A 25,440-nucleotide genomic window follows, 5' to 3' on the forward strand; every position below is an offset into this window, starting at 1 on the left:
ATGAACTTTGAAACAGTCATTGGTTTAGAAGTACACGTTGAGTTAAAAACAAACTCAAAAATCTTCTCACCAGCACCTGCTCACTTTGGTGCTGAACCAAATACAAATACAACAGTAATCGATTTAGGCTACCCTGGTGTGCTACCAGTTCTTAATAAAAATGTGGTAGATTTCGCTATGCGTGCAGCTCTTGCATTAAATATGGAAATCGAACAAGAAACAAAATTTGACCGTAAAAACTACTTCTACCCTGATAATCCGAAAGCTTATCAAATTTCTCAATTTGATAAGCCAATCGGTAAAAACGGCTGGATTGACATTGAAGTAGATGGCTATACAAAGCGTATCGGTATTACTCGTCTTCATATGGAAGAAGATGCGGGTAAACTTTCACATGCTGGAGATCATTCATTAGTGGACTTTAACCGTCAAGGTACTCCGCTTGTAGAAATCGTATCTGAGCCAGATATTCGTACGCCAAATGAAGCGTATGCTTACTTAGAAAAATTAAAATCAATTATCCAATATACAGATGTGTCTGACTGTAAAATGGAAGAAGGTTCACTTCGTTGTGATGCCAACATCTCTATTCGTCCTTATGGTCAAGAAGAGTTTGGTACAAAAACAGAGCTTAAAAACCTGAACTCTTTCAACTATGTTCGTCGTGGCTTAGAGCATGAGGAATTACGTCAAGCAGATGTATTATTATCAGGTGGCGTTATCGACCAAGAAACTCGTCGTTTCGATGAAAAAACGGGTAAAACTATTTTAATGCGTGTGAAGGAAGGAACAGATGATTACCGTTACTTCCCAGAGCCAGACTTAGTTCGTCTTTCTATTGATGACGCGTGGCTAGAGCGAGTAAAATCAGAAATTCCTGAGCTTCCAGATGCTCGTAAAAAACGTTATGTTGAAGAGCTAGGATTAACACCATATGATGCTGGAGTTCTTGTTATCTCTAAGGAAATTTCAGACTTCTTCGAGTCCATGATCGTCAAAGGGGCAGATGCAAAACTTTCTGCTAACTGGTTGATGGGGGATGTTTCTGCTTATTTAAACGCAGAACAAAAAGACTTAAAGGATACGGCATTAACACCTGAAAACCTTGCTGAAATGGTGAAATTAATCACGGATGGTACTATTTCTTCTAAAATCGGTAAAAAAGTGTTTGCTGAATTAGTTGAAAATGGCGGTTCTGCACAAGAAATTGTAAAAGCAAAAGGCTTAGTTCAAATTTCTGATGAAGGTGCTTTACTAGCCATTGTTACAGAAGTTTTAGATAACAATGCACAGTCTATCGAAGATTTCAAAAATGGTAAGGATCGTGCTATTGGCTTCTTAGTTGGTCAAATTATGAAAGCTACTAAAGGTCAAGCGAATCCACCAATGGTCAATAAATTATTGCAACAAGAAATTGCCAAACGATAATTAATCGTTGTAACATAGTAGCCGAGAGAGCTTAATCGCTTTCTCGGCTATTATTTTTCATAAATGTAACAAAATTGAAATTTGTAACACTTAATAGTTGTTTAAAAGGAGTATTCATAGCAAAATATAGAATAGATAATTATAAGGGGGACGAGAACCAATGAAAACAGAACAACAATATTTTAATGAAGCTATTTCGATTCAACAATATATGGACAATATGACGGCTCTTAAAGAAGAGAGCTTCCGCATTTATGACGACTTTGCAGTGCCAACAAACGATGGCTTCATTGAATTATTAAAAGACAAGCAACCAAAAATTTTAACGATTACGGAAGATTGGTGCGGAGATGCTATGTTAAACAATCCAATTGTTCGTCGTGTTGCTGAAGCAGCTGGATTGGACATGCGTACAGTGTTCCGTGATGCAGATACAGATCTAATTGATCGGTATTTAACAAATGGAGGTCGTGCTATTCCTATTTACTTGCTATTAGATAGCAATGGTGACGTAATCGGCAAATGGGGTCCACGTGCACCTGAACTACAAGAGCTTGTTGTAACGAAGCGTGCAAGCTTACCAGATAAAGAAGACCCAACATTTGAAGAGGCTCAAAAGGCCCTTTATGCGGAGATTCGTGAGGAAAATATAACGAACCAAACATATTGGACGTATGTCTATGAAGACTTTAAAAAACTGGTGACAAATGCGTTACAAAAGTAAAGCAACATTTTAGCGAGTAAATCGTTGAATGAATTAGAATCTTATGAAGCAGGAAGGTATGTTATGAAACGAGCAAGAATCATTTATAATCCTACATCTGGACGCGAAGCGTTTAAGAAGCATCTACCAGAGGTGTTGGAAAAATTAGAAGTAGCAGGCTATGAAACATCCTGTCACGCAACAACCGGTGAAGGCGATGCAACACTTGCAGCAAAAGATGCAGTAGACCGTGGCTTTGATATAATCATCGCAGTTGGTGGAGATGGCACTTTAAATGAAGTCGTTTCAGGTGTAAGTCCATTTGAAAACCGTCCAAAAGTTGGTCTAATTCCAATGGGCACTACAAATGATTTTGCCCGTGCCGTGCATATTCCGCGAAATATTGATGAAGCGGTAGACATTATTATACAAGGCGATACATTGCCAGTGGATGTCGGTTTATTAAATGGCGAACGCTACTTCATCAATATTGCTGCTGGCGGACGGATTACGGAGCTAACATATGAAGTACCAAGTAAAATGAAAACAATGCTTGGGCAGTTAGCCTATTATTTAAAAGCAGTGGAAATGATTCCATCCATCAAAGCCTCCCATATGCGTATAGAATATGATGGGGAAGTGTTTGACGGGGATGCCATGATGTTCTTATGTGGTTTAACCAACTCTGTAGGAGGCTTTGAAAAACTTGCACCAGATGCAAGTATCAATGATGGATACTTTACATTAATAGTGTTAAAGAAGGTTAGCCTGCCTGAGTTTATTCAACTAGCGGCTATGGCATTAAGAGGCGAACATTTAAATGATGACCGTGTCATTTACAAAAAAGCGAGTGTTGTCAAAGTCACTACTGAAAACGAAGTACATCTTAATCTAGATGGTGAATATGGCGGAGACGCTCCAGCTACCTTTGAAAATTTAAAACGTCATATCGAAATTTTTGTCCCTCTTGCAGATATTCGCGAAGAGGACCGTATATAATACATGAAAAGCTCATCTTCGTTTTAGCGAGGATGAGCTTTTTTGTATAAAGGATTCAGCGTACTCTTGAAGAACTCCACTTAAACTTTCGTATCAAACGACCAAAAAGATAATAGACTAAAGCAAATAGCCCACAGCAAAAAATTGGATATGTAGTAAGTCTAACCTTTAGAATTAGGGATTGTGAATGAATTAAGAAAAATGTTTGGCAAATGTGCGTATATTACTTGAACAAAATTTGAAACCTTATTAATAGGCTGAAATTTCGGTCCATTATAAAGGTTTTTTTCGTTGTAATAGTGGAAAATGGGGTATGGATAAGGGAAAGGAAGTGTTGCTTTTGTATAAGTCACAGGAGAAGAAGCTTATTTGGCTAAGCTTTGGTGTTGCAATCATTATGCTACTTTCCATTCTTGGAAGAATATTTGGGAGCTAGGGGGCAATGAGATGATAAACGAATCAGCAGTCTATTGGAGTCGTGCATTAACTGAGTTAACTTTATCGTTCCACATCATTTATGCAACGATAGGGGTCGGTGTCCCGTTAATGATCATGATTGCTCAATGGACTGGGTATAAAAAGAATGATGAGCATTATATTTTAATGGCCAGACGTTGGGCACGTGGCTTCGTCATTACGGTCGCCGTGGGTGTAGTGACGGGAACGGCAATTGGCTTACAACTATCATTATTATGGCCTAACTTTATGCAACTAGCTGGTCAAACCATTGCATTACCGCTTTTTTTGGAAACGTTTGCATTTTTCTTTGAAGCTATATTTTTGGGCATTTATTTATATACTTGGGACCGCTTTGATAGTCAGAAAAAGCATATGCTATTGTTAATTCCGGTTGCAGTAGGTGCATCGATGTCGGCTGTATTTATTACAATCGTGAATGCCTTTATGAATGCCCCGAGAGGCTTCGATATTGTCGACGGGAACCTTGTTAATATTCAACCCTTCTTAGCGATGTTTAATCCTGCTATGCCGACAAAGGTGGCGCATGTACTCGTAACAGCGTATATGACATCTGCATTTGTTTTAGCCGCTATAGCAGGATACCGAATGCTTAAAGGATCGAAACATGTATACCATAAAAAAGCATTACTGTTACTGATGAAAATTGGTTTAATTTTCTCCATTGCAGCAGCTGTGATTGGAGATTTCTCAGGAAAATACTTAGCGGAATATCAACCAGAAAAATTAGCCGCAGCGGAATGGCATTTTGAAACGGAAGGAAAGGCTTCTCTTGTCTTATTTGGCGTGCTAGATGGAGAAGAGGTGAAATATGCCATCAAAATTCCGTATGCTTTAAGCATTCTTGCACATTTTAATCCTAATGCAGAGGTAATTGGATTAGATCAATTCGAGGAAGAGGATATACCACCACTCTATATTCATTATCTCTTTGATATTATGGTCTCCATAGGTATGTTTATGGTGCTAGTTTCATTATTGTATGTTGTAGGGAAAGCACGGGGCTGGCAGTTTATTCATTCACGCTGGTATCGATGGATCGTTGTGGCGGGGGGACCACTTTCTATCATTGCTATTGAAGCGGGCTGGTGGCTTGCTGAGGTTGGACGTCAACCATGGATTCTTTATGGCTTGATGCGAACTCTAGAAGGGGCCACAACGAGTGATCATGTGGATTTAATGCTGTTGTTATTTGCAGGTGTATATGCAGTATTAGCGGTAGGAAGTGTTGTCGTCTTGGTGCGAATGTTTAAAAAGAATCCCATTGAGCGTGAGATTGAAGATCGCCACTCTGAAAAAGGCGGTGACATCCTATGACATTAGAGATTCTAGGTATTTCAGTATTGTGGATTTTTCTATTTGGCTATGTCATTGTCGCATCGATTGATTTCGGTGCCGGTTTCTTTAACGCCTATAGCCTATTGATTGGGAAGAATCATATTTTAACGAATATTATTAAACGATATTTATCGCCTGTTTGGGAAGTAACCAATGTCTTTTTGGTATTCTTCTTTGTAGGGATCGTAGGATTTTTCCCACAAACTGCTTTTTACTACGGAACCATTTTACTTATACCCGTCAGCATTTCCCTTGTGCTATTAGCCATTCGAGGTTCCTATTATGCCTTTGAATCGTATGGTACAAGAGGACATATTGGTTACACGCTGACGTATGGTGTAGCAGGTTTATTAATTCCTGCATCGTTGTCTGTTGTCTTTGCCATTGCTGGTGGAGGGTATGTGGATCTCGTTAAAGGGCAGCCTGTTTTAAACTATTGGACTTTATATACGAGTCCATTTGCTTGGAGCATTGTTGTACTGAGTATTGCAGCTGTACTTTACATTTCCGCAGTATTCTTAACTTGGTATGCTCATAAAGCGAATGACAAGGAAGCAACGAAGCTAATGAGAAAATATGCACTTTTATGGGCAGCTCCTTTAATGATCAGCGCATTAGGCATTATGTATGAGATGAAGTCCATTAACCCTGAAAGTTATAGTCACATGGTGAATTTATGGTGGATGTTTGCAATATCAGCCATATTATTTATGATTACAGTGTTCCTCATTGCCATGCGTAAAAAATATGGGCTCGCAGTTGCGCTTCTGATTGCTCAATTTGCGGTAGCATTTTTCGCTTATGGTATTGCGCAATATCCATATTTACTGTATCCATATTTAACGATTTATGATGGCTTCACAAGTACACAAATGGCAATTGCTTTAATCATCGCCTTTATTTTAGGACTGTGTCTCCTACTTCCATCACTTTATTTATTGATGAAATTATTCTTGTTCAATAAAAACTATGTGACCGGAAAAGAAGACAATCACGCATAGGAGGAAATGAGTATATGCAAAGTTTTTTAATTTTTTATGCGCCTTTTATTGTCGTCATTCTTGGAATCTTGTGTGCATTTTGGTGGGCACCAAGGGATTATCATATAACAAAAGAGCAAGGAAAGAGTCGCGAATAGCGGCTCTTTTTTCAAGTTAGCTAGAAGAACCGTATAACGGGCAGGTCTTGTTCTTTTTTCATTCGCCAACACATGCTACAATAAGGAGATTGAAATGGAGGATGTACGAATGTCAGCACCCGTGAAAAAGAATGAACGACTTTCAGTTTATATAGAAGACTTAACACATGACGGCAATGGTGTCGCTAAGGTAGATGGCTATCCATTATTTATACAAGGCGCACTTCCGAACGAAACAGCCGAAATCCATGTGATGAAAACTTTAAAAAATTATGGCTTTGCCAAAGTTGTAGATATTATTAAGCCATCACCCGATCGAGTAGAAGCTCCATGCGATTACTTTAAGCAATGCGGAGGCTGTCAATTACAGCATTTATCCTATGAGGGCCAGCTCAAATGGAAAGAAAATATGGTGCGCAATGTGATGCAACGCATTGGTAAAATTGATGCACCGGTTCTGCCTGTAAAAGGAATGAAAGAGCCTTGGCATTACCGTAATAAAGCGCAAATTCCTTTCTCTGAAAATGAAGCAGGACAAGCTATTGCTGGTTTCTATAAAACAAAGACGCATAGCATTGTGGATATGGAGCGTTGCTTGATTCAAACAGGAGAAGCAGATGCAATTTTAGCAGGCTTGAAAAAAGAATTAGTAGCGATAGGCATGCGCCCATACAATGAATATTCCCACGAAGGCATGTTGCGCCATGTTGTCATTCGTAAAGCACGGGCAACAGGTGAGGTCATGGTTGTCCTCGTGACGAAAAAGAAAAAATTCCCACAAAAAGAAGCAGCCGTTGCAGTAATTCAAAAGCTTGTTCCGAACGTCACTTCAATTATGCAAAATGTGAATCATGAGAAAACGAATGTGATTTTTGGTGATGACACACTGAACCTTTGGGGGAAGGATGTCATTATTGACACAATTGGCGACGTCCGCTTTGAAATTTCCGCTCGCTCCTTCTATCAGGTCAACCCAGAACAAACGGAGGTCCTCTATAAACAAGCACTTGATTATGCTAACTTGCAAGGGGATGAACGAGTAATTGATGCGTATTGTGGAATTGGAACAATCTCCTTGTTCCTTGCACAAAAGGCAAAGGCAGTCATGGGCGTTGAAATTGTCCCACAAGCGATAGAAGATGCCAAACGTAACGCGGTCCTAAATGGTTTTACAAATACTTATTTTGAGGCCGGCCCAGCTGAGGAAGTTATACCAAGATGGTATAAGGAAGGAAAGGAAGCAGACGTACTGGTAGTTGATCCACCACGTAAAGGCTGTGATGAAGCACTTTTAAAAACCATTTTAGAGCAACGACCAAAGCGAGTGGTCTATGTCTCCTGCAACCCAGCTACAATAGCACGCGACCTTCGTATTTTGGAGGATGGCGGCTACCAAACACAAGAAATTCAACCAGTAGATATGTTCCCGCACTCCTCACATTGTGAAGCGGTTGCGTGGCTAGAGTTGGTATAATAGAAAAGCAGTTGATATAGATAAATTTCTATACCATCTGCTTTTTATAATGTTTCATACAGTTGTTTTTGAGTTAAAGTGAGTTATACAGATAGTGAGAGGATTTGGAATGAACATGATAGATAATTTTTGGCGTGATTTGCCGCGTCCATTTTTTGTACTGGCACCGATGGAAGATGTTACAGATGTTGTTTTCCGTCAAGTAGTCAGTGAAGCCGGAAGACCGGACGTATTTTTCACAGAGTTTACGAATTCGGATAGCTATTGTCATCCAGAGGGACAGAAAAGTGTCCGTGGCCGTTTGATTTTTACGGAGGATGAGCAGCCGATGGTGGCACATATTTGGGGGGATAATCCTGAGTATTTTCGTCTAATGAGTATTGGCATGGCAGAGCTAGGGTTTAAAGGTATCGATATTAATATGGGCTGTCCTGTGCCAAATGTGGCATCGAGGGGAAAAGGGAGTGGCCTTATTCTACGTCCAGATGTGGCGGCAGAATTGATTCAAGCTGCAAAGGCTGGTGGACTGCCTGTCAGTGTGAAAACACGACTTGGCTATAAGGATGTAGAGGAATGGGAGGAATGGTTAACGCATATTTTCAAACAAGATATTGCGAACCTGTCGATTCATTTACGCACAAGAAAGGAAATGAGCCAAGTTGATGCACATTGGGAGCTCATTCCGGAAATCAAAAAATTACGCGATCGTATCGCACCTAATACGCTACTAACGATCAATGGAGACATCCCTGACAGACAAACTGGGCTAGAGCTTGCCGAAAAATATGGGATTGATGGCGTAATGATTGGACGAGGTATTTTTAAAAATCCCTTTGCTTTTGAAAAAGAACCAAAGGCGCATAGCAGTAAAGAGTATATTGACCTGTTAAGATTGCAGCTAGATCTTCAAGATCAATATGCGGAAGAACTCCCACGCTCTATCACAGGACTTCATCGCTTTTTCAAAATATATGTCAAAGGATTCCGAGGCGCCGGTGAGTTAAGAGGCCAATTGATGAACACGAAATCAACAGATGAAGTGCGTGCATTGCTTGATCGCTTTGAAGCAAATCACGTTGAGTGAATTCTACTTCATTAGGGTAAGGTAAGCAGTATTCTGTCACTAAACAGAAACTTGCCTTTTTGGAATGTGCATATTACAATAAAAAGTAAGTTAATAGCAGGTTTGAGTAACTGAGAGACCATTGAAAACATATGTGCCTAACGTACATATGCTTTTGATGGTCTTTTTTTATCGTTAAAATGATGAGGGAGGAAATAAATGATGAGTACAGCTTCTGCGTTACAACGACAACAAACAATAGAGGAACTTCAAGATAGGGAGTACGATTTATTAGTAATTGGTGGCGGTATTACAGGTTGTGGTATTGCACTGGATGCTATTGCTCGCGGTCTTTCTGTAGCATTAGTGGAAATGCAGGATTTTGCAGCAGGAACTTCTAGCCGTTCCACAAAATTGGTACATGGCGGTTTACGATATTTAAAGCAATTTGAAATAAAAGAGGTAGCAGAGTTAGGGAAGGAACGTGCAATTGTTTATGAAAATGGTCCACATGTGACAACACCGGTTTGGATGTTATTGCCTTTTCATAAGGGAGGCACATTTGGAAAATACTCTACAAATCTCGGCTTGCGTGTCTATGATTTTTTAGCAGGAGTTAAACGTGCAGAACGCCGTTATATGTTAAATACAGGTCAAACCATTGAAAAGGAGCCATTAGTGAAAACAAAGGGATTACTTGGCGGTGGTATGTATGTAGAGTATCGTACTGATGATGCTCGTTTAACCATTGAAGTTGCAAAGGCAGCCATTGAAAGAGGGGCAACATTATTGAATTATATAAAAGCCGAAAACTTTTTATATAATGAACAGCAAAAAATAAGTGGTATTGTTGCGACGGATTTATTAACCAATCATCCAATCGAAATTCGTGCAAAGGCTGTCGTTAATGCTGCTGGTCCATGGGTGGACGATGTGCGCACAATTGAAGGGAAGCAAGCAGGGAAGCATTTAATTTTATCGAAAGGTGTGCATATTGTTTTTGATGAATCCAAATTTCCGTTAAAGCAAGCTGTTTATTTTGATACCCCTGATGGTCGCATGGTATTTGCCATCCCTCGACAAGGAAAAACATATGTGGGGACAACAGATACATTTTATGAAGGCGATGCTCGCAATATGGATATTTATCAAGAGGACCGCGATTATATCATGAACGCTATTCGTTATATGTTCCCAAGCGTGAAGGTGACCGATGCGGATATTGAATCAAGTTGGGCAGGCGTTCGTCCATTGATTCATGAGGACGGAAAAAATCCATCTGAAATTTCTCGTAAGGATGAAGTGTGGATTTCGCCATCGGGGCTTGTAACAATTGCAGGTGGGAAATTAACCGGCTATCGCAAAATGGCTGAAACCGTATTAAATACGATTACACAGGAGCTAGAGCAACAATTTGGTATTAAATCCTCTCCATGTACAACAAAAAACATTCCGATTTCTGGTGGCCATATTGGCGGTTCACGTAAATTTTATGCCTTCTTATATGACTATACAAGAGTAGGCAAGAAAATAGGCTTATCTGAGGAAGAGGCCAAATTTTTAACACAGCATTATGGTAGCAATGTAGAAATTGTTTTTAATTATGTAAAGGAGGGACACCCGATCTTACCATCATGGCTGTATGCGCAGTTAATGTATGGTATTCATCATGAAATGGTCGTTCATCCAAATGATTTTATGGTTCGCCGGACAGGATATATGTTCTTCCAAATGGCAATTGTTCGACAATATGAAGAGGCAATTCTAGATGAAATGGCTAAGCAACTCAACTGGACAGTACAGCAACGGACACAATATGAAGAAGATGTAAAGAAAGAAATAAAACGAGCGACAACTGCGCTATAATGATGTAGTTACTCTCAACATAATATAAGGGTGAGCGTTCACTTTGTATTAGAAGGGAAGGAGAGAATGGAATGCATTTTGATAATCAACAGGTGATTCCTGCTGCGCGTACCGTCAAGCAATTTGACGAGATAATAGCAAGTCCATTCGATTATATTGTGCTATTGGAGGTGCACATTAGCTTATTGATGTCTTTAAAGCGTGAGGCACATCGACATGGAAAGAAATTAATTATTCATGCGGATTTAATTCATGGTTTAAAAACAGATAATTTTGCAGCGGACTTTTTATGTAATGATATTCGTCCGGCTGGCATTATTTCAACGCGTTCCAATATGCTAATGAAAGCCAAAGCTCGTGGAATTATGGCTATTCAACGTGTGTTTTTGATTGATACGATTGCTCTTGAAAAAAGTTATTCGATGATTGAAACAGCGCAGCCTGATTATATTGAGCTATTACCTGGCATTATTCCGTCGATGATTCAGGAAATCCATGAACGTACTCAAATCCCTGTTATTACAGGTGGCTTAGTACGTACAGTGGACAATATTGAAGAAGCATTAGCTGGTGGTGCTATCGCTGTTACAACATCTAATAGACAATTATGGGAAAATTTCAAAAAATAGTTGACTCTGTATGTTTTTTTCTCTAAAATGGACATAAGTTCATACGCACGTGGTTAGGAAAAGGAACCCACATTTGTTCATCTACATGTATTAATGTAGTTTGATTGGATGTGGGTTCCTTTTTGTTTTCTATGGGCTATTATCACAAAGGGGGATTAAACTATGTCTACGTTTACAGCTGAGCTGGTCGGCACAATGATTCTTATTTTATTTGGTGGCGGCGTAGTAGCAGGTGCCGTGCTAAACAAATCAAAAGGCTTTGGTGGTGGATGGATCGTCATTACCTTTGCATGGGGGCTTGCGGTTGCAATGGCAGCTTATGCAGTAGGTGGGATCAGTGGTGCTCACCTAAATCCGGCATTAACAATTGCCCTTGCCACGATTGGAAACTTTCCTTGGGCAGACGTGCCAGCCTATATTGCTGCACAAATGATTGGTGCATTTTTAGGGGCTACACTTGTTTACTTCATGTATTTACCACATTGGCAGGCAACAGCAGATGCCGATGTAAAATTAGCGCCATTTTCCACAATGCCAGCTATTAAGCATCCTTTATCAAATCTATTATCAGAAATGATAGGAACATTTATTTTAGTTTTAGGAATTTTAGCTTTAGGTACAAATACTATTACAGATGGTTTAAATCCATTTTTAGTTGGTATGTTAATTATTGTAATTGGGATGGCGTTAGGGGGCCCAACAGGTTATGCCATAAACCCAGCTCGTGATTTAGGTCCACGTATTGCGCATTTTATTTTACCGATTGCAGGTAAAGGAGATTCTGGCTGGAGCTATGCATGGGTACCAGTTGTGGGTCCAATTATTGGAGGTACATTTGGTGCATTGTTTTTCCAACAAATATTTGAAGGGGAAAATAGTATTGCTTTTTGGATTGTTGCAGTAATTGTGATTGCTATTTTCATAGGAGCACAATTAACGGTTAAGAATGTTCAAGTAGAAGACTAATTTATTTGGAGGGATTTCTATGTCAGAAAAAAAATATATTTTAGCGTTAGACCAAGGAACTACAAGCTCAAGAGCTATTCTTTTTGATGAAACGGGTAAAATCGTACACACAGCACAACAAGAATTCCATCAACATTTTCCACAAGCAGGCTGGGTAGAGCATCATGCAGAGGAAATTTGGTCATCTATTCTATCTTGTATTGCAACAGTGTTATCAGAAAAAGGTGTGAGTTCAAATCAAATTGCAGGGATTGGGATTACCAATCAACGTGAAACAACCGTAGTATGGGATAAACATACTGGCAAGCCTGTATATAACGCAATTGTTTGGCAATCACGTCAAACGAATGAAATTTGTGAGCAATTAAAGGAAAGCGGTTACAATGATTTATTCCGTGATAAAACAGGTTTATTAATAGATGCTTATTTCTCAGGTACAAAAGTGAAGTGGATTTTAGATCATGTTGAGGGAGCTCGTGAAAAAGCCGAGGCAGGAGAGTTGCTATTCGGCACAATTGATACTTGGCTAATTTGGAAGCTATCTGGTGGAAAAGTTCATGTAACAGACTATTCAAATGCCTCTCGTACATTGATGTATAATATCCATGATTTAAAGTGGGATGAAGAACTATTAGAAATTTTAACAGTTCCCGCCTCTATGCTACCAGAAGTACGTCCTTCTTCTGAAGTTTATGGCTATACAGAGGAGGCATTATTCTTTGGCTCTGCTGTCCCAATTGCGGGAGCTGCAGGCGACCAACAAGCAGCCCTATTTGGTCAGGCATGCTTTGAGGAAGGTATGGTTAAAAACACATATGGCACAGGTTGCTTTATGTTAATGAATACTGGTGAAAAGGCAGTGAAGTCAGATAATGGCTTATTGACTACATTAGCCTGGGGCTTAGATGGCAAAGTAACCTATGCTTTAGAGGGAAGTATTTTTGTAGCAGGTTCTGCGATTCAATGGTTACGTGACGGTTTACGTATGTTCCGTAATGCAAGTGAATCAGAGCAATATGCAACACGTGTAGAGTCAACGGATGGTGTTTATGTTGTCCCCGCATTTGTTGGCTTAGGAACACCGTACTGGGATTCTGATGTGCGCGGAGCTATCTTTGGCTTAACACGAGGAACTGCGAAGGAGCATTTTGTACGTGCTACGCTAGAATCATTAGCATATCAAACAAAGGATGTATTAGCAGCGATGGAGGCAGATGCAAATATTCCACTAGCCAAATTACGTGTAGATGGCGGAGCTGTGGCTAATGATTTCTTAATGCAATTCCAGGCAGATTTATTGGATGTTCCTGTGGATCGCCCTATTATTAATGAAACAACCGCTTTAGGAGCAGCGTATTTAGCTGGCTTAGCAGTTGGCTATTGGCATTCGACAGAGGAAATCGGCAAATATTGGAATTTAGATCGTCAATTTACCCCTAATATGAGTAATGACCATCGAGATAAAATTTATGGAGGATGGAAAAAGGCTGTTGCTGCAGCGCAAGTATTTAAGTAAGCCAATCATTTGAGAGGCTGGGACATAGCTAGCTTCAATTAATGAGAAATCCGAATTCGAATGCATTCAAATTTGGATTTCTCTATTTTTTATGTTGTCTCCAGATTGCTCTTAACTAATGTCCAATTTTTCTTCTAGCATGAATTCTTTTTCAAACAGCTCATCGTATAGTTAGTTTGACTTTTCAATCAGTCAGATGCTGATGGCGGGGTTCTTGTTTGTATGCACGGCTTTTATACTTCTGATATTTTTATTTGAGAAAGGTGAAGAAAACGTCTAATTCTTTATAGAGTTGTGCATTTTTGTCGTTAGGAATAGAGGATTTAGAGAGATGTCAGAGAATTGTATATAAGTACCATTATACGTAATGACGTGCTTATAGGAGTTGTATGAAAATGGTTGTGACAACCAGACCGTTAAAAATTAAATATAAAAAGTTAGCTAATCCTTTTCAGGAGTTTATGCAGATCAGTCCTAACAATAATGCCCTTACGAAGGAAGTAGTCTTTCTACGTTATATTGGTATACCTGATTCTGTAGATCTTTATAAAGAAGATATTGTAAAAATGGATGAGTATTTCTCAAAGCAAAGCGTATTTTATTTACGACTACATAGGCTTGAGGTCATCAATAATAAGAAAGATGCAGATAGACTGTCGGAGCTATGGGAGGATTGGCAGGTTGCTGCTGATAGTATGCAATTACTGTATGAGACATCTTTATGCGGTAAATTAGCGAATGATCAACTTGAATGGACAAAAAAGCTAAGCTTTAGAAATATTCTCCATCTTTTTAAAGAACAACAACCGCATGCGAATGATACTTTACTAAAAAACTTTGCCGTTAAATTTTTATATTGGATGGAATATTATTTACCACAAATTTTTTCTATGGAAAATCAAGCATCCTCTAAAATTGTTTTTATAGGTGACATTACGCAGCATGAATCATTATTCTTATACTTTTTATCGACACTTGGCTGCGATATATGCTATATGAATCCTAAAGGGGATATCACTAATTTATATCCTATCATAGCAGCATCATCTAATTTGCAGAGTTGTCCTGATTGCTATGAAAAAGAATTCATAATCCCTAAAATGCTTTCGATGAAAAGCATACCACCACAACAACCGACGATTCTCCCAACCCCTAGCTCTAGTATGGTTACTTCAGAAGAGTGTAGTTATGAACAGTTGGCTTCTTTAGCGACGTCTGTTGTCATGATAAAGACATTTGCCGAGGATGGTAAATTGTTATGTTTTGGCTCTGGAGTGGTTCTCCATCGCGATGGCTATATTTTGACGAACTTACATGTTGTAGGTGGTGGGAAATATTATTCTGTGCTATATGAAAATGATCCAAACGAATATACTACGCATCAATTTGTGAAATATCATGATATACATGATCTGGCTATTTTGAAAGTGGACAGAACAGGCCAACCTTTACCTGTTAAAATGGATGGTCATTTAGTCAGAGGACAAAAAATTGTAGCGATTGGCAGTCCTCTCGGTTTATTTAATTCTGTCTCGGATGGAATTGTTGCGGGATTTAGAGATATACAAAAAATGTCTATGGTTCAATTTACAGCTGCTATTTCAAACGGAAGTTCAGGTGGTGCTTTATTGGATATGCAAGGGAGGTTGGTCGGTTTAATTACAGCTGGCTTTAATGATGGTCAGAACCTTAATTTGGCTGTACCGGCACATGTCATCTATCAATTTGCTCAAAACTTTATTGAGTTACCTAGTTAGTTTCCACTATTCAACCATTGCTTTTTTATGCGTAATCTAATAGAATGTAAAACGGTATAAATGAACGAAATAAATTACCTTTAATACGGTCCAGAGAGGCTGAAAAGGGCTACATGATATTTTTAGGCTTATAATATCTTTGCTTTGGCATGCCCTTTTGTCTTCTCTGACTAAAGGGCTTTTATTTTTGTTCAAATACACCTCTTTTAAAGGAAGTCCCGTGAGGCTTCAAAAGAGAATGGACAAAACAACAATAATCCATTCACTCGAACGCTAAAAGAGAGAGACAACAAAAATCTGGAGGTTAGAAAGAATGGATTATCGAAAAAAAACCGTGGTCGCTTCAGTGGCCGGGTTAACGCTAGAAGGAATGGACATTATGTTTATTTCTTTTGCGATGACTATGATTATTGCAGAATTTAACATTGATCTGGCAACGGGTGGATTAATTTCATCTATCACGAATATTGGTATGCTTTTAGGTGGGATTATTTTTGGTGTGCTTGCAGATAAGTACGGTCGGGTAAAAGTGTTCACATATACCATCATATTGTTTGCAATCGGTACTGCCTTAACAGGAATAGCAACAAGTATTGAACAAGTTTATGTATATAGATTTATCGCTGGACTAGGTGCTGGTGGGGAGTACGGTATCGGAATGGCGCTTGTCGCCGAGGCTTGGCCAAAAAATAAACAAGGAAGAGCCTCTTCATATGTGAGTGTAGGTGCACAATATGGGGTCATCTTAGCTGCTTTATTAAGCGCCGTTATTTTACCGACACTAGGATGGAGAGCACTATTCTTTGTTGGCGTATTGCCAGTAATCTTTGCCTTTATGGTACGAAAAAATCTTCATGAATCACCAGAATGGCTGGCGTCACAAAATAATCAACGTAACAAAGAGAAAAAAGGAAAATTGGCACAGCTATTTGCAACACCTCGTGTCACTATGACGACCTTAACCTTAATAGTTATGGCAACTGTTCAAATTGCAGGCTATAATGGCCTGATGATCTGGCTACCATCCATGCTCCAAAAATCGCAAGGCTTATCTGTTTCAAGCTCAGCCTTGTGGACAATTAGTACTGCAGTCGGCATGATTATCGGTATGCTCACTTTCGGAAGATTTATGGATCGTTTTGGTGCGAAACGTGCATTTGGTATCTTTTTATTGGCTTCTGCATGTGCCGTATTCCTATACTCCTTTGCGACAGGAGCTGTAGCTATCTTATTGGGAGGGGCAATTGTAGGATTCTTCTCTAATGGGATGTTTGCTGGCTACGGTGCATTAATTAGTAGCTTCTATCCAGTGCAAATTCGTAGTACAGCAACAAATACAATTTTTAACTTTGGTCGAGCAATAGGAGGATTTTCACCAATCTTTGTCGGCTATATTTTACAAAGCTATGATATGACAGTCGTTATGATTTACTTAGCAGCGTTATATGGCATTTCCTTTATGGTCATGCTAACACTGAAGGGCTCGACTGAGGACTTGCAAACAGCTTAATGCTATCCATTACAAAAGAACGAATTCCACTTCTTCAAAAGAGAGGGATTCGTTCTTTTCTTGTTAGTTTTTAATTATAATAAACCTTTTGAACGTTTCTCAGCGATTTCCACGAGGCGTTTTGTAATTTCTCCTCCAACGGAACCATTAGCGCGAGAAGATGCTTCTGGCCCAAGCTGAACGCCAAACTCTTGTGCAATTTCATATTTCATTTGATTCACGGCTTCTTGTACACCAGGTACTAGAAGTTTATTTGAGCTACGATTATTATTAGCCATTATTCTCACCTCCTTGCATATAGAATGGTTGCCTACAAACTTTTCATACATTTTAAAAGAAGGAAACGCACACGCTAATTGCTAACAGCAACAACTTGTGGAAATCAAGCTAAAATGAGCAAACTGTCTGTTATAATAAAGCCTGGCTCTTTGCTAAAGAAGGTTGATTAAAAGGAGGAATTTATTAATGACGAATAATGATATTCTCATTCGTTTACGCTACGCGTTAGATATAAAAAATGTAGATATGGTGGAAATATTTAAGCTAGGTGGCATGGATTATACGAAGGAAGAAATAGTAAACATGCTTCTTAAGGTGAATGATGAGGAAGAAGCACCAGAAGAATACATCAAATGTAATAATAAAATGGTAGAAGCCTTTTTGAATGGTTTCATTACTTTTAAACGAGGTCCTCAAAAACCAAAGGAAGGACAGCCAGATGGTCCATTACCTGTCTCTGGGAAAGAAAGCCCAAATAATATGCTTTTAAAGAAAGTGAAAATTGCCTTAGCTTTAACAACGGAGGACATGCTTGAAATATTATATGATGGTGGGATTAAAGTAACAAAAGGTGAATTAGGTGCGATTTTAAGAAACCCAAGTCATCGTAATTATAAAGAATGTGGCGATTCATTTGTTCGTAATTTCTTAAGAGGCTTAACATATAAATATAGAGAATAATACACTAATATAGCGAGAATCAATCATAAAGTACCATTTTTTTCTTTTAAATTAGTTGACAATTTGTGACGGAATTGTGTACAATCAAATTATCACAAAATGTTCACAAAAAAGATGAAAAATGTTCACAAACAAAGGGGTGCTTGTATGATTTATTTTGACATCTTATTAGTAGCTATTGCATGTGTTACAATGCCTTTTATTGTTGCGGTTATGCTAGATATTTTTTATGCAGAACGAAAAAAAGTTCGTTTTTCATTAAGACGTACTTCATTATGGTATGTGGCTATGTTTGCTCTATCCTTTATACCATCTGTATTACTGATTACACAAAACGTATAGATGATTCAAACACTTAGGGGTAAGTGGAAAATATGCAGCTGTGACATGAAACCATGTTATAGCTGTTTTTATTTTGCCCAATAAATTAGAAGAACTAGTAACGAAGTAGTATAAAATATGTATATTTTAAATTGGTAGCATTGACTACTTTTTCCCATTGTGTTAATTTTGGGAGGGAAAAGATAGGCAAATTTACTAAAAAGTAAAGATGCAAAGCTACAGGTCTAAGGGAATAAGTACTTAGATGGCTAGGTTGCAAAAGAGTGCTAGTTGTATCCATTAAATTCTAGTTTTAGTTCTTTTTATGCCTATTTCTTTCGGAATAGGCTTTTTATTTGCAAAAAAACGTATAAGGAGGAAAAAAGTCATGAAGTTATGGAAAAACATCTCATTAAAAAACAAACTTTTATTGACGGTTTCCATTGTTGTGTTATTGCTTATAGCCGTCATCACTACTCAAAGTATTAAAGAATTAAACAATCGAATGACTGTTGATTTGGAACAAGAGTTAAAAAGCGTTGGTTTGTTAACAGCGATGAATTTAGATAGTAATGAAGTGAAGGATTTATTGTCTGAAAAAGGAGAAAAGAACGCCAAATTTACGAAGGTACAAAAGCAACTCGATATGATTCAAGAACAACAAGGTATTATGAGTTGGAGTTATATTTGGGATGTACAGGATGAAGGTGGGGTCAATCCGATTGGCTATACATCTAATTTGAATGAGGTCTATGAAGCAGGAGAAATTTTTACCGATTTAGCGAATGAGCATGTAGAAACAGCAAAATTAGCTATTCAAAATAATAGTACAGAAGTAACAGATATATTCGAGGATCCTTTTGGTTCCTGGAGAACAGTTTTCAGCCCCATTCACGATGATAATGGACAATTGATAGCGCTATTAGGAATTGACTACTCTGCAGACTATATCAATACCATTATTAAAGCAAGTGTTATTAAGCAAATTGTCATTGCAATTATCGGAATTTTAATTTTATTAGTATTAGTTTACATAATTATAGATCGTTTATTAAAGCCACTTCAAAAAGTGGTAAATGTAGCAAACCAAGTAGCAAATGGGGAGCTAATAAATGTTGATTTAGATATTACTAAAGATGAAATCGGCAATTTATCAGCATCTATTCAAACAATGGTTGCCAATTTACAACATATTATTTTAAACATCCGAAATACTTCGAATCACGTTTCTTCTGCAGCGACTCAATTAACGGTCAATGCTGGTGAGACTTATAACAGCTCTACTAATATTGCCAATGATGTAAGGCAAATTACCCAAAATGCAGAAGCTTCTATGACAATGACGGAGGAAACAGCAGCTGCTATGGAGGAGACTGCAACTGGTATCCAACAAATTGCTGACTCAGCAAATACAGCGGCAGAATCTTCTATTTCGGCATCACAAGCATCTGAACGAGGCAATCAGGTTGTGCATCAAGTTATTGCACAAATGGAATTAATCAATGATTCAGTTGAGCAAATTGGCACTACGATTAACGGCTTACATGTTAATACTAAAAAAATTAGTGACATTGTCAGCTTAATTACGGCTATTGCGGACCAGACAAATCTTTTAGCATTGAACGCAGCCATTGAAGCGGCACGAGCAGGGGAACATGGGAAGGGCTTCGCTGTTGTAGCTGATGAGGTGAGAAGACTGGCTGAGCAATCCTCACAGTCAGCAACGGAAATATATAATTTAATTAGTTCGATTCAGTCAGATTCCAATGCCTCTCTTACTGTTATGGAAAAAGGAAAAGAAGATGTAAAAGTAGGTATGACATTTACTAATGAGGTGGGAGAAATCTTTAAGGAAATTCTTACTTCCTCAGAAGAAGTGGCAAATCAAATACGTGAAATTTCGGCAGCCTCTCAGCAAATCTCTGCCTCCTCGGAGGAAGTGGCTGCATCTGTTAATAACATTAAACAATCTGCAGAATTATCGGCTGATTTTTCTTCTAATGTTTCCAAATCTACACAAGAGCAGTTAACGACAATGCTGGAAGTGAAAGATGCTTCCTCAGCTCTTGGGCAAACAGCAGAAGAGCTTCAAGCACTTGTGACAAAATTCAAATTGGAGAATGATCAAGATGAACATTAATTTTACAGGCAAAAATGTTTTAATTACTGGCTCTAGTAAAGGGATCGGCAAAGCCATTGCATTAGGCTTTGCCCAACATGGGGCTAATATTTTAATCAATTATATTGGGGATGAGCACGAGGCAGAGACAGTTCGAATGGAGGCTGAAAAGTTTGGTGTTAAAGCGTTGACCTTCCATGCAGATGTTTCTAAATCTCAGGAAGTGCAGGACATGTATCAATACATGGACAAGCATTTAGGAGAAATTGATATTCTTGTGAATAATGCAGGGTTTGCACAGGCATCCAGCATTACTGATTTGACGGATGAACAATGGGACAAAATGATTAAGGTTCATTTATATGGATGCTTCTATAATTGCCGTGAAGCTGCTAAAAGAATGAAAGAACGTGATACAGGGAAAATCATTAATATTTCTTCTGATATAGGGAGCTTAGGCTGTGAAGAATTTACGCATTATTCTGCCGCTAAAGGTGCTATTAATGCCTTTACAAAAGCTTTAGCTAGAGAATTAGCACCATCTATACTTGTTAATGCAGTAGCTCCAAGCGGTACGTTTACGGACATTTTAAAAGAGTTTGGGGACAACTATGTGGAGGAAGAATCGGCAAAATACCCATTAAAACGTTTAGCACAGCCAGAAGAAATCGCCAAAAGTGTATTATTTTTAGCCTCTCAGCATGCTAATTTCTATACAGGTCAAATATTAACACCTAATGGCGGCGTTGTAATGAACGGATAATGGAAACTAAGGAGTACGTGCATGTTAAATATAATCATCTTTAGCTTATACTTACTATTTATTTATTATATTGGCTATAAAGGGTACAAGCGTGTCAACACAGCAGAGGATTTAATTGTTGCTGGATGGAGCATGCCTCTATCTGTTGTCACAGGAAGCTTAGTCGCGGCTTTATTAGCTGCTCCATTCTTTTTTGCAGCAGTTGGCTCAGGCTATACGAGTGGTGGCTTTGAAGGTTCAGCAACAATGGGTGGCTTAGGAACTTGTATGATTCTTGGTGCACTCATTTGGACAAAGCCACTACGTCGTTTAAAGGGCTGGACATTAGCAGATTACTATGGTCTGCGCTATGGTAGTAAAAAGCTAGGCGCCTATACAGGTGTTGTCATGGCTATTGCCTTTGGTGTATTTAATGCGGCAGCATTAACAGTCGGTGGTACATATATTATTCAGCAGCTCTTACAAATTGACTTCATTCCTGCAGCCCTTCTATTTGTATCGTTAACAGCTATCTATTCGGTTATAGGCGGTTTATGGGCAGTCGCTTATACAGAAATTGTACAGGGTGCACTTGCCGTAGCAGGAATTCTAGGAATTACTATCTTTATTTTATTTTACTATCCAGACGTGACCTTTAATCCTGATTGGTGGAATATTCATACATTGTTTGAGAAAGCAGGAGCCGAGTTTTGGACGCTTTATCTTGTCTTAGCACTTGGGGACATTCCAGCAGTTGATCTTGGTCAAAGGGTAGCAGCGGCGAAAAGTCCAAGAGTAGCTCAGCGCAGTATGATCATTGCGGGGACTATAGTTATTGCGATCAGCTGGATTCCAGGAATGTTGGGTGAGGCTTTCAAATCTATTTATCCTAATAGTACTAACCCAGAAACATTAATGCTTACCTTTGCACAAGGTTATTTCCCACCGCTTTTGGCAGCCATTTTTTTAACGGCTATGGCAGCTATGGGGATGTCCACGGTAGCTGCATGCTATGTAGCGACTTCAGGGATTGTCACAAAGAACATTTATTTAGATTTTATTAATCGTAACCCTGATCCTAAAAAGCTGCTAAGATTTTCACGTGCTGTCATTCTATCAAGTGCTTTACTAGGGCTAGTGTTAGCAATCAGCTTTCAAAAGGTTATTGATTTAGCGTATTTAGCATGGGATGTTATTTTTGTAACGATATTCTGGCCAATCGTTTTAGGACCATTTTGGAAACGTGTAAGTACACCTGCTGTATGGGCAAGTATATCCGTTGGCCTCATCTATTACATTGTGACTTCATTGACATTTGTTCCTAGTTTGTCCATCCAATCAGAAGGATTCCTCGGCCTATTAAATGAATTATGGCAGGCACCGGTATTTTCGGGCGTTGTTATTACGGGGATTACTATTGTCGTCGTAAGCCTACTAGTGCCACCATCACAGCATGTTCTTGAGATGCACAAAATAGAAAAAGATAAAACGCTAGACGACGTAAGCAGTAAAGAGGAATTAGTCGGTCGCTAATAGAGAACATGAGATCCTTGTACATTCATCGATCTCATGTTTTTTATGTTAGAGAAATAAGTATGAAAAGATAGATTCAAGAATAGATTGCTAGTACATTAAACTATTTCTCTAGCGATTATCTTTATAAAGGCGGGATATGAATGAAAATTATTTTCTTCATTTTATTAGGGATCATCTATCTTTTTCTAGCAAATGCGATTGAACTAGCCATTATTAAGCAGCTCTTTTTTTTAATCGGTTTAGCTTTAGTGAGTATAGGAATTATTCGGTATATAAAAGAGCGTTATGTGGAATCACAAAAGTATGCGCAAATGAAGGAAGCTAGTGAGGAGGAGATGAAGGCGATCCCTCACACTCAATGCCTATTATCAGAGGACGCTTTAAAGGGATTATTGCTAAATGAACAGACAAATATGTTCATCTTCGCTCAAAGGGAAGAATTAGAGGAAGCACTTAAAATAATAGAAATTCCGTTTAGTAAAATCTATGAAGTAGCTATGATGGAGGATGAAATGTTCGTCCTACGAACTAAAAATTACTTAATGAGCGGCTCGTTGCTAGGGGAAGAGGAAGAGTTAGCAGAAGAAGAGGAAGATGAAGAGGATGACACTGTTTCACAACTATCATTAAAGTTTGTAGTCGATCATTTATCAGAGCCTATTTTAGAGTATATATTTATGGATCAAGGGGAACATCCTATAGCGAGAGATGAGGAAGAATATGAAGAAGCAATGGAATTATGTGAGAAATGGTTTCAAAAGATAAGTGTTATTATTAAGCGCCATGAGCTGGAAAGAGTGCCAATTAGACATTGGCAATAATGAAAAGATAAAAGCTATCTCAAATCTAGAAAAAATGGAGATAGCTTTTAACATCGTTCTTTTAAATTTTAAACTGTTTTAATTGGCCATTTAATTCCTCTGCTAATCCAGCGAGCTGATTAGCGCTTCGAGCAATTTCATCCATAGTAGCAGCCGTTTCCTCCACAGTCGCTGTCGTTTGTTCAACTCCAGCAGCCGATTCCTGTGAAATAGAGGCCATTTCATCAATAGAAGCATTGATCGATTCTGAACCATCGGCTAGTTCATTTAAATTATCGGAGATAGTAGTAATATTATCAATCATATCCTCTACAGCACTCGATATTTGTTCAAATGTTTCACTTGTTTGATCAAGCTGTGCTGTTCCTCTTTTGACTTCCTCATAGCCTGTCTGTAAGGCAGTAGTGACAGTACCTGTCTCACCTTGAATACGGTTGACGATTGTTGAAATATCAGTCACTGAGAATTGCACTTGTTCGGCAAGCTTGCGGACCTCATCTGCTACAACAGCAAAGCCCTTCCCATGTTCACCTGCTCGTGCTGCTTCAATAGCTGCATTTAAAGCGAGTAAATTGGTTTGGTTGGAAATATCATCTATCACAGAAACCAGTTTGGAGATTTCAGCAGACTGATCATTTAAATTTTCAACCTTTTTCACGGAATCTAACATGATTTCATTAATAGCGGCCATTTGCTGTGTAGATTGAATCATTAAGTTTTTGCCACTAATCGTTAAAGCCTGAACCTGGCTAGAATGCTCTTTTAGCTCGGTACCTTCTTGTGTTGTTTCTTGAATACTACGTTTGAACGCTGTCATCGTTTCAGCTAAATCACCCGTTGTGGAGGCTTGCGTTTCTGTGCCAGAAGCTAGCTCCTGCATAGTCACTGTAATTTGTTCAGTACCCGCCTGTACTTCATTGGAAGATTGCGCTAGCTCCTCGCTACTTGCTGCTACAGTTTCAGAAACCGTATAAATGGATTGAATGGTTTGCTTTAATTGAACATTCATCTCGTTTGCTGAAGACATTAACGTTCCAATTTCATCGCGTGTTTTTACAGTTAATGGGTCAAGCTGTAAATTACCATCTGCTAATTCCTTCATACGATTTGCTACTACCTTAATGGGCTTAGAAATCGTACTAGCAGTAACAATGGCGATTAGAATACCAATAATCGTTAAGATGGAGCTGAAAATAATGCCGATCGTACGATTAGTAGAGCTCGTTGTTACAACATCATTACCAACAGCTGTAATGGCTTCTTCACGGTCATTAGCTAGTTGTTCATAGCCATTGCGTACGTTCGACACGAGATTTTGTGTATCCATTAAATTTTCTAAAGCTAGTTCCTTATTGCCCTTTTGATAGACATCGAATACTTCTGTCTTCACAATTTGGCTCCAATCACGTGCAAGTTCTACAGTTTTAGTGCGTTCCTCGGATGTATCATATTTGTCTAGCAGCGCATTATTATCTTCAGCTATTTGACGATACTCATTAAACGTTTCCTTATATTTTTCATCGCCGGTTAACACATAGTTTAAGGCTGCTGACAACCGGACACTCATAGAGAGTGCTAAATTGTTACTTGCATTGAGAACTACTAAATCTTCCTTTACTAAAGCCTTTGCTTGTTTCTCCATAGCTGTATTGGAAGTATAAGTGTAACCTGTAAAGCTAACGACTAAAACTAACAAAAATATAAATGCACTTAAAATTTTTGCTTTAAGTGTTTTAAACTGATAAATGCCTTTCATTTCCCCATCCCTTTACCTAACTCCATATAGAGTATTTTGAATAACAACTTTTATTTTATAACTATTTAGATAGATTAATAAGCCATTTGGTAAAAATAATTAAAAATAGTTTTTTAGTTCAACAGTATAATTATTTTTCTTTTATGAATAGTAAAATATGTATAGCTGATGGATAGTTGATTACAATAATTATGTGAAATTTCCTAATTACGAAGAAAAAACACCTGAAGCAAAATGCCTCAAGTGATATTATCCCCTTTAAGTAGACAATGTAAAAAAAACTACACTAAACTGTAGTTAACATTCTACTTAAAGGGGATT

General features: G+C 38.4%; 22 protein-coding genes and 1 riboswitch. Of the genes, 20 read left to right on the forward strand and 2 right to left on the reverse strand.

The features are described 5' to 3' along the window. The 14 genes from gatB to AC07YC_RS21720 all read left to right on the forward strand — a co-directional run bounded on the left by gatB (nucleotide 1) and on the right by AC07YC_RS21720 (nucleotide 16,864). On the forward strand, nucleotides 1-1,428 hold the full coding sequence (gene gatB, locus AC07YC_RS21655) for an Asp-tRNA(Asn)/Glu-tRNA(Gln) amidotransferase subunit GatB (protein ID WP_402796776.1): 1,428 nt from the start codon (nucleotides 1-3) through the stop codon (nucleotides 1,426-1,428). Between the two features lie 160 nt (nucleotides 1,429-1,588). Beyond that, nucleotides 1,589-2,152: a thioredoxin family protein gene (locus AC07YC_RS21660; RefSeq protein ID WP_494920406.1), complete on the forward strand. Its 564-nt coding sequence runs from the start codon at nucleotides 1,589-1,591 to the stop codon at nucleotides 2,150-2,152. Nucleotides 2,153-2,215: 63 nt separating this feature from the next. Beyond that, nucleotides 2,216-3,130, forward strand: a complete 915-nt coding sequence (locus tag AC07YC_RS21665; RefSeq protein ID WP_336637025.1) for a diacylglycerol kinase — start codon at nucleotides 2,216-2,218, stop codon at nucleotides 3,128-3,130. A gap of 447 nt (nucleotides 3,131-3,577) precedes the next feature. Next, a complete protein-coding gene (locus AC07YC_RS21670) occupies nucleotides 3,578-4,924 on the forward strand; it encodes a cytochrome ubiquinol oxidase subunit I (protein ID WP_494920407.1) in 1,347 nt (448 codons plus the stop codon). Further along, the gene (locus AC07YC_RS21675) at nucleotides 4,921-5,946 is read left to right on the forward strand and encodes a cytochrome d ubiquinol oxidase subunit II (RefSeq protein ID WP_494920408.1); all 1,026 of its coding nucleotides are present in this window, start codon (nucleotides 4,921-4,923) and stop codon (nucleotides 5,944-5,946) included. The genes AC07YC_RS21670 and AC07YC_RS21675 overlap by 4 nt, the downstream gene beginning before the upstream one ends. Before the next feature lie 14 nt (nucleotides 5,947-5,960). After that, nucleotides 5,961-6,083 (forward strand): cytochrome bd oxidase small subunit CydS family protein, encoded by a 123-nt coding sequence (gene cydS / locus AC07YC_RS21680; protein WP_012292033.1) that lies wholly within the window; start codon nucleotides 5,961-5,963, stop codon nucleotides 6,081-6,083. Between the two features lie 109 nt (nucleotides 6,084-6,192). Further along, complete coding sequence (rlmD, locus tag AC07YC_RS21685) at nucleotides 6,193-7,557, forward strand: 23S rRNA (uracil(1939)-C(5))-methyltransferase RlmD (protein ID WP_494920418.1); 1,365 nt, start codon at nucleotides 6,193-6,195, stop codon at nucleotides 7,555-7,557. Nucleotides 7,558-7,672: 115 nt separating this feature from the next. Then, entirely contained in the window at nucleotides 7,673-8,641 is a 969-nt protein-coding gene (locus AC07YC_RS21690) for a tRNA dihydrouridine synthase (RefSeq protein ID WP_494920419.1), read from the forward strand. Nucleotides 8,642-8,842: 201 nt separating this feature from the next. Beyond that, on the forward strand, nucleotides 8,843-10,486 hold the full coding sequence (locus AC07YC_RS21695) for a glycerol-3-phosphate dehydrogenase/oxidase (RefSeq protein WP_494920409.1): 1,644 nt from the start codon (nucleotides 8,843-8,845) through the stop codon (nucleotides 10,484-10,486). Nucleotides 10,487-10,557: 71 nt separating this feature from the next. Next, a complete protein-coding gene (locus AC07YC_RS21700; RefSeq protein ID WP_016992235.1) occupies nucleotides 10,558-11,115 on the forward strand; it encodes a glycerol-3-phosphate responsive antiterminator in 558 nt (185 codons plus the stop codon). 162 nt (nucleotides 11,116-11,277) lie between these two features. Continuing rightward, a complete protein-coding gene (locus AC07YC_RS21705; protein WP_494920410.1) occupies nucleotides 11,278-12,081 on the forward strand; it encodes an MIP/aquaporin family protein in 804 nt (267 codons plus the stop codon). Between the two features lie 19 nt (nucleotides 12,082-12,100). After that, on the forward strand, nucleotides 12,101-13,597 hold the full coding sequence (gene glpK / locus AC07YC_RS21710; RefSeq protein ID WP_336637029.1) for a glycerol kinase GlpK: 1,497 nt from the start codon (nucleotides 12,101-12,103) through the stop codon (nucleotides 13,595-13,597). A 395-nt stretch (nucleotides 13,598-13,992) separates the two neighbouring features. Further along, nucleotides 13,993-15,354, forward strand: a complete 1,362-nt coding sequence (locus AC07YC_RS21715) for a trypsin-like peptidase domain-containing protein (RefSeq protein ID WP_494920411.1) — start codon at nucleotides 13,993-13,995, stop codon at nucleotides 15,352-15,354. Between the two features lie 313 nt (nucleotides 15,355-15,667). Further along, on the forward strand, nucleotides 15,668-16,864 hold the full coding sequence (locus tag AC07YC_RS21720; RefSeq protein ID WP_494920412.1) for an MFS transporter: 1,197 nt from the start codon (nucleotides 15,668-15,670) through the stop codon (nucleotides 16,862-16,864). A 74-nt stretch (nucleotides 16,865-16,938) separates the two neighbouring features. On the opposite strand, the gene AC07YC_RS21725 is transcribed toward AC07YC_RS21720, so the two are convergent. Continuing rightward, complete coding sequence (locus AC07YC_RS21725; protein ID WP_008173624.1) at nucleotides 16,939-17,142, reverse strand: alpha/beta-type small acid-soluble spore protein; 204 nt, start codon at nucleotides 17,140-17,142, stop codon at nucleotides 16,939-16,941. Nucleotides 17,143-17,329: 187 nt separating this feature from the next. Here AC07YC_RS21725 and AC07YC_RS21730 point away from each other — a divergent pair, with 187 nt between their 5' ends. From AC07YC_RS21730 to AC07YC_RS21755, 6 genes are all read left to right on the forward strand, one after another. Beyond that, nucleotides 17,330-17,824, forward strand: coding sequence for a YehS family protein (locus AC07YC_RS21730; RefSeq protein ID WP_494920413.1), 495 nt, complete (start codon nucleotides 17,330-17,332; stop codon nucleotides 17,822-17,824). A 147-nt stretch (nucleotides 17,825-17,971) separates the two neighbouring features. After that, entirely contained in the window at nucleotides 17,972-18,166 is a 195-nt protein-coding gene (locus AC07YC_RS21735) for a hypothetical protein (protein WP_036120651.1), read from the forward strand. 175 nt (nucleotides 18,167-18,341) lie between these two features. Beyond that, nucleotides 18,342-18,427, forward strand: a riboswitch (cyclic di-GMP riboswitch). A gap of 106 nt (nucleotides 18,428-18,533) precedes the next feature. Then, on the forward strand, nucleotides 18,534-20,285 hold the full coding sequence (locus AC07YC_RS21740; RefSeq protein WP_494920414.1) for a methyl-accepting chemotaxis protein: 1,752 nt from the start codon (nucleotides 18,534-18,536) through the stop codon (nucleotides 20,283-20,285). After that, on the forward strand, nucleotides 20,275-21,027 hold the full coding sequence (locus AC07YC_RS21745) for an SDR family NAD(P)-dependent oxidoreductase (RefSeq protein ID WP_336637034.1): 753 nt from the start codon (nucleotides 20,275-20,277) through the stop codon (nucleotides 21,025-21,027). Before AC07YC_RS21740 ends, AC07YC_RS21745 begins: the two co-directional genes overlap by 11 nt. A 21-nt stretch (nucleotides 21,028-21,048) precedes the next feature. Further along, a complete protein-coding gene (locus AC07YC_RS21750) occupies nucleotides 21,049-22,539 on the forward strand; it encodes a sodium:solute symporter family protein (protein ID WP_494920415.1) in 1,491 nt (496 codons plus the stop codon). Nucleotides 22,540-22,682: 143 nt separating this feature from the next. Continuing rightward, complete coding sequence (locus AC07YC_RS21755) at nucleotides 22,683-23,363, forward strand: hypothetical protein (RefSeq protein WP_494920416.1); 681 nt, start codon at nucleotides 22,683-22,685, stop codon at nucleotides 23,361-23,363. Between the two features lie 61 nt (nucleotides 23,364-23,424). Here AC07YC_RS21755 and AC07YC_RS21760 read toward each other — a convergent pair whose 3' ends face one another. Next, complete coding sequence (locus AC07YC_RS21760; protein WP_494920417.1) at nucleotides 23,425-25,119, reverse strand: methyl-accepting chemotaxis protein; 1,695 nt, start codon at nucleotides 25,117-25,119, stop codon at nucleotides 23,425-23,427. Nucleotides 25,120-25,440: the final 321 nt, after the last annotated feature.

This window comes from Lysinibacillus sp. GW247-5R2A, from assembly GCF_059424475.1.

Excerpts from the sequence above, each read along its gene's own strand:
- AC07YC_RS21705 (WP_494920410.1), top strand. The coding sequence starts at position 11,278 with ATGTCTACGTTTACAGCTGAGCTGGTCGGCACAATGATTCTTATTTTA.
- AC07YC_RS21750 (WP_494920415.1), top strand. The coding sequence starts at position 21,049 with ATGTTAAATATAATCATCTTTAGCTTATACTTACTATTTATTTATTAT.
- AC07YC_RS21665 (WP_336637025.1), top strand. The coding sequence starts at position 2,216 with ATGAAACGAGCAAGAATCATTTATAATCCTACATCTGGACGCGAAGCG.
- AC07YC_RS21745 (WP_336637034.1), top strand. The coding sequence starts at position 20,275 with ATGAACATTAATTTTACAGGCAAAAATGTTTTAATTACTGGCTCTAGT.
- AC07YC_RS21740 (WP_494920414.1), top strand. The coding sequence starts at position 18,534 with ATGAAGTTATGGAAAAACATCTCATTAAAAAACAAACTTTTATTGACG.
- glpK (WP_336637029.1), top strand. The coding sequence starts at position 12,101 with ATGTCAGAAAAAAAATATATTTTAGCGTTAGACCAAGGAACTACAAGC.
- AC07YC_RS21715 (WP_494920411.1), top strand. The coding sequence starts at position 13,993 with ATGGTTGTGACAACCAGACCGTTAAAAATTAAATATAAAAAGTTAGCT.
- AC07YC_RS21695 (WP_494920409.1), top strand. The coding sequence starts at position 8,843 with ATGAGTACAGCTTCTGCGTTACAACGACAACAAACAATAGAGGAACTT.
- AC07YC_RS21730 (WP_494920413.1), top strand. The coding sequence starts at position 17,330 with ATGACGAATAATGATATTCTCATTCGTTTACGCTACGCGTTAGATATA.
- AC07YC_RS21760 (WP_494920417.1), bottom strand. The coding sequence starts at position 25,119 with ATGAAAGGCATTTATCAGTTTAAAACACTTAAAGCAAAAATTTTAAGT.
- AC07YC_RS21725 (WP_008173624.1), bottom strand. The coding sequence starts at position 17,142 with ATGGCTAATAATAATCGTAGCTCAAATAAACTTCTAGTACCTGGTGTA.
- AC07YC_RS21735 (WP_036120651.1), top strand. The coding sequence starts at position 17,972 with ATGATTTATTTTGACATCTTATTAGTAGCTATTGCATGTGTTACAATG.
- gatB (WP_402796776.1), top strand. The coding sequence starts at position 1 with ATGAACTTTGAAACAGTCATTGGTTTAGAAGTACACGTTGAGTTAAAA.
- AC07YC_RS21755 (WP_494920416.1), top strand. The coding sequence starts at position 22,683 with ATGAAAATTATTTTCTTCATTTTATTAGGGATCATCTATCTTTTTCTA.
- AC07YC_RS21720 (WP_494920412.1), top strand. The coding sequence starts at position 15,668 with ATGGATTATCGAAAAAAAACCGTGGTCGCTTCAGTGGCCGGGTTAACG.
- AC07YC_RS21670 (WP_494920407.1), top strand. The coding sequence starts at position 3,578 with ATGATAAACGAATCAGCAGTCTATTGGAGTCGTGCATTAACTGAGTTA.
- AC07YC_RS21700 (WP_016992235.1), top strand. The coding sequence starts at position 10,558 with ATGCATTTTGATAATCAACAGGTGATTCCTGCTGCGCGTACCGTCAAG.
- rlmD (WP_494920418.1), top strand. The coding sequence starts at position 6,193 with ATGTCAGCACCCGTGAAAAAGAATGAACGACTTTCAGTTTATATAGAA.
- cydS (WP_012292033.1), top strand. The coding sequence starts at position 5,961 with ATGCAAAGTTTTTTAATTTTTTATGCGCCTTTTATTGTCGTCATTCTT.
- AC07YC_RS21660 (WP_494920406.1), top strand. The coding sequence starts at position 1,589 with ATGAAAACAGAACAACAATATTTTAATGAAGCTATTTCGATTCAACAA.
- AC07YC_RS21690 (WP_494920419.1), top strand. The coding sequence starts at position 7,673 with ATGATAGATAATTTTTGGCGTGATTTGCCGCGTCCATTTTTTGTACTG.
- AC07YC_RS21675 (WP_494920408.1), top strand. The coding sequence starts at position 4,921 with ATGACATTAGAGATTCTAGGTATTTCAGTATTGTGGATTTTTCTATTT.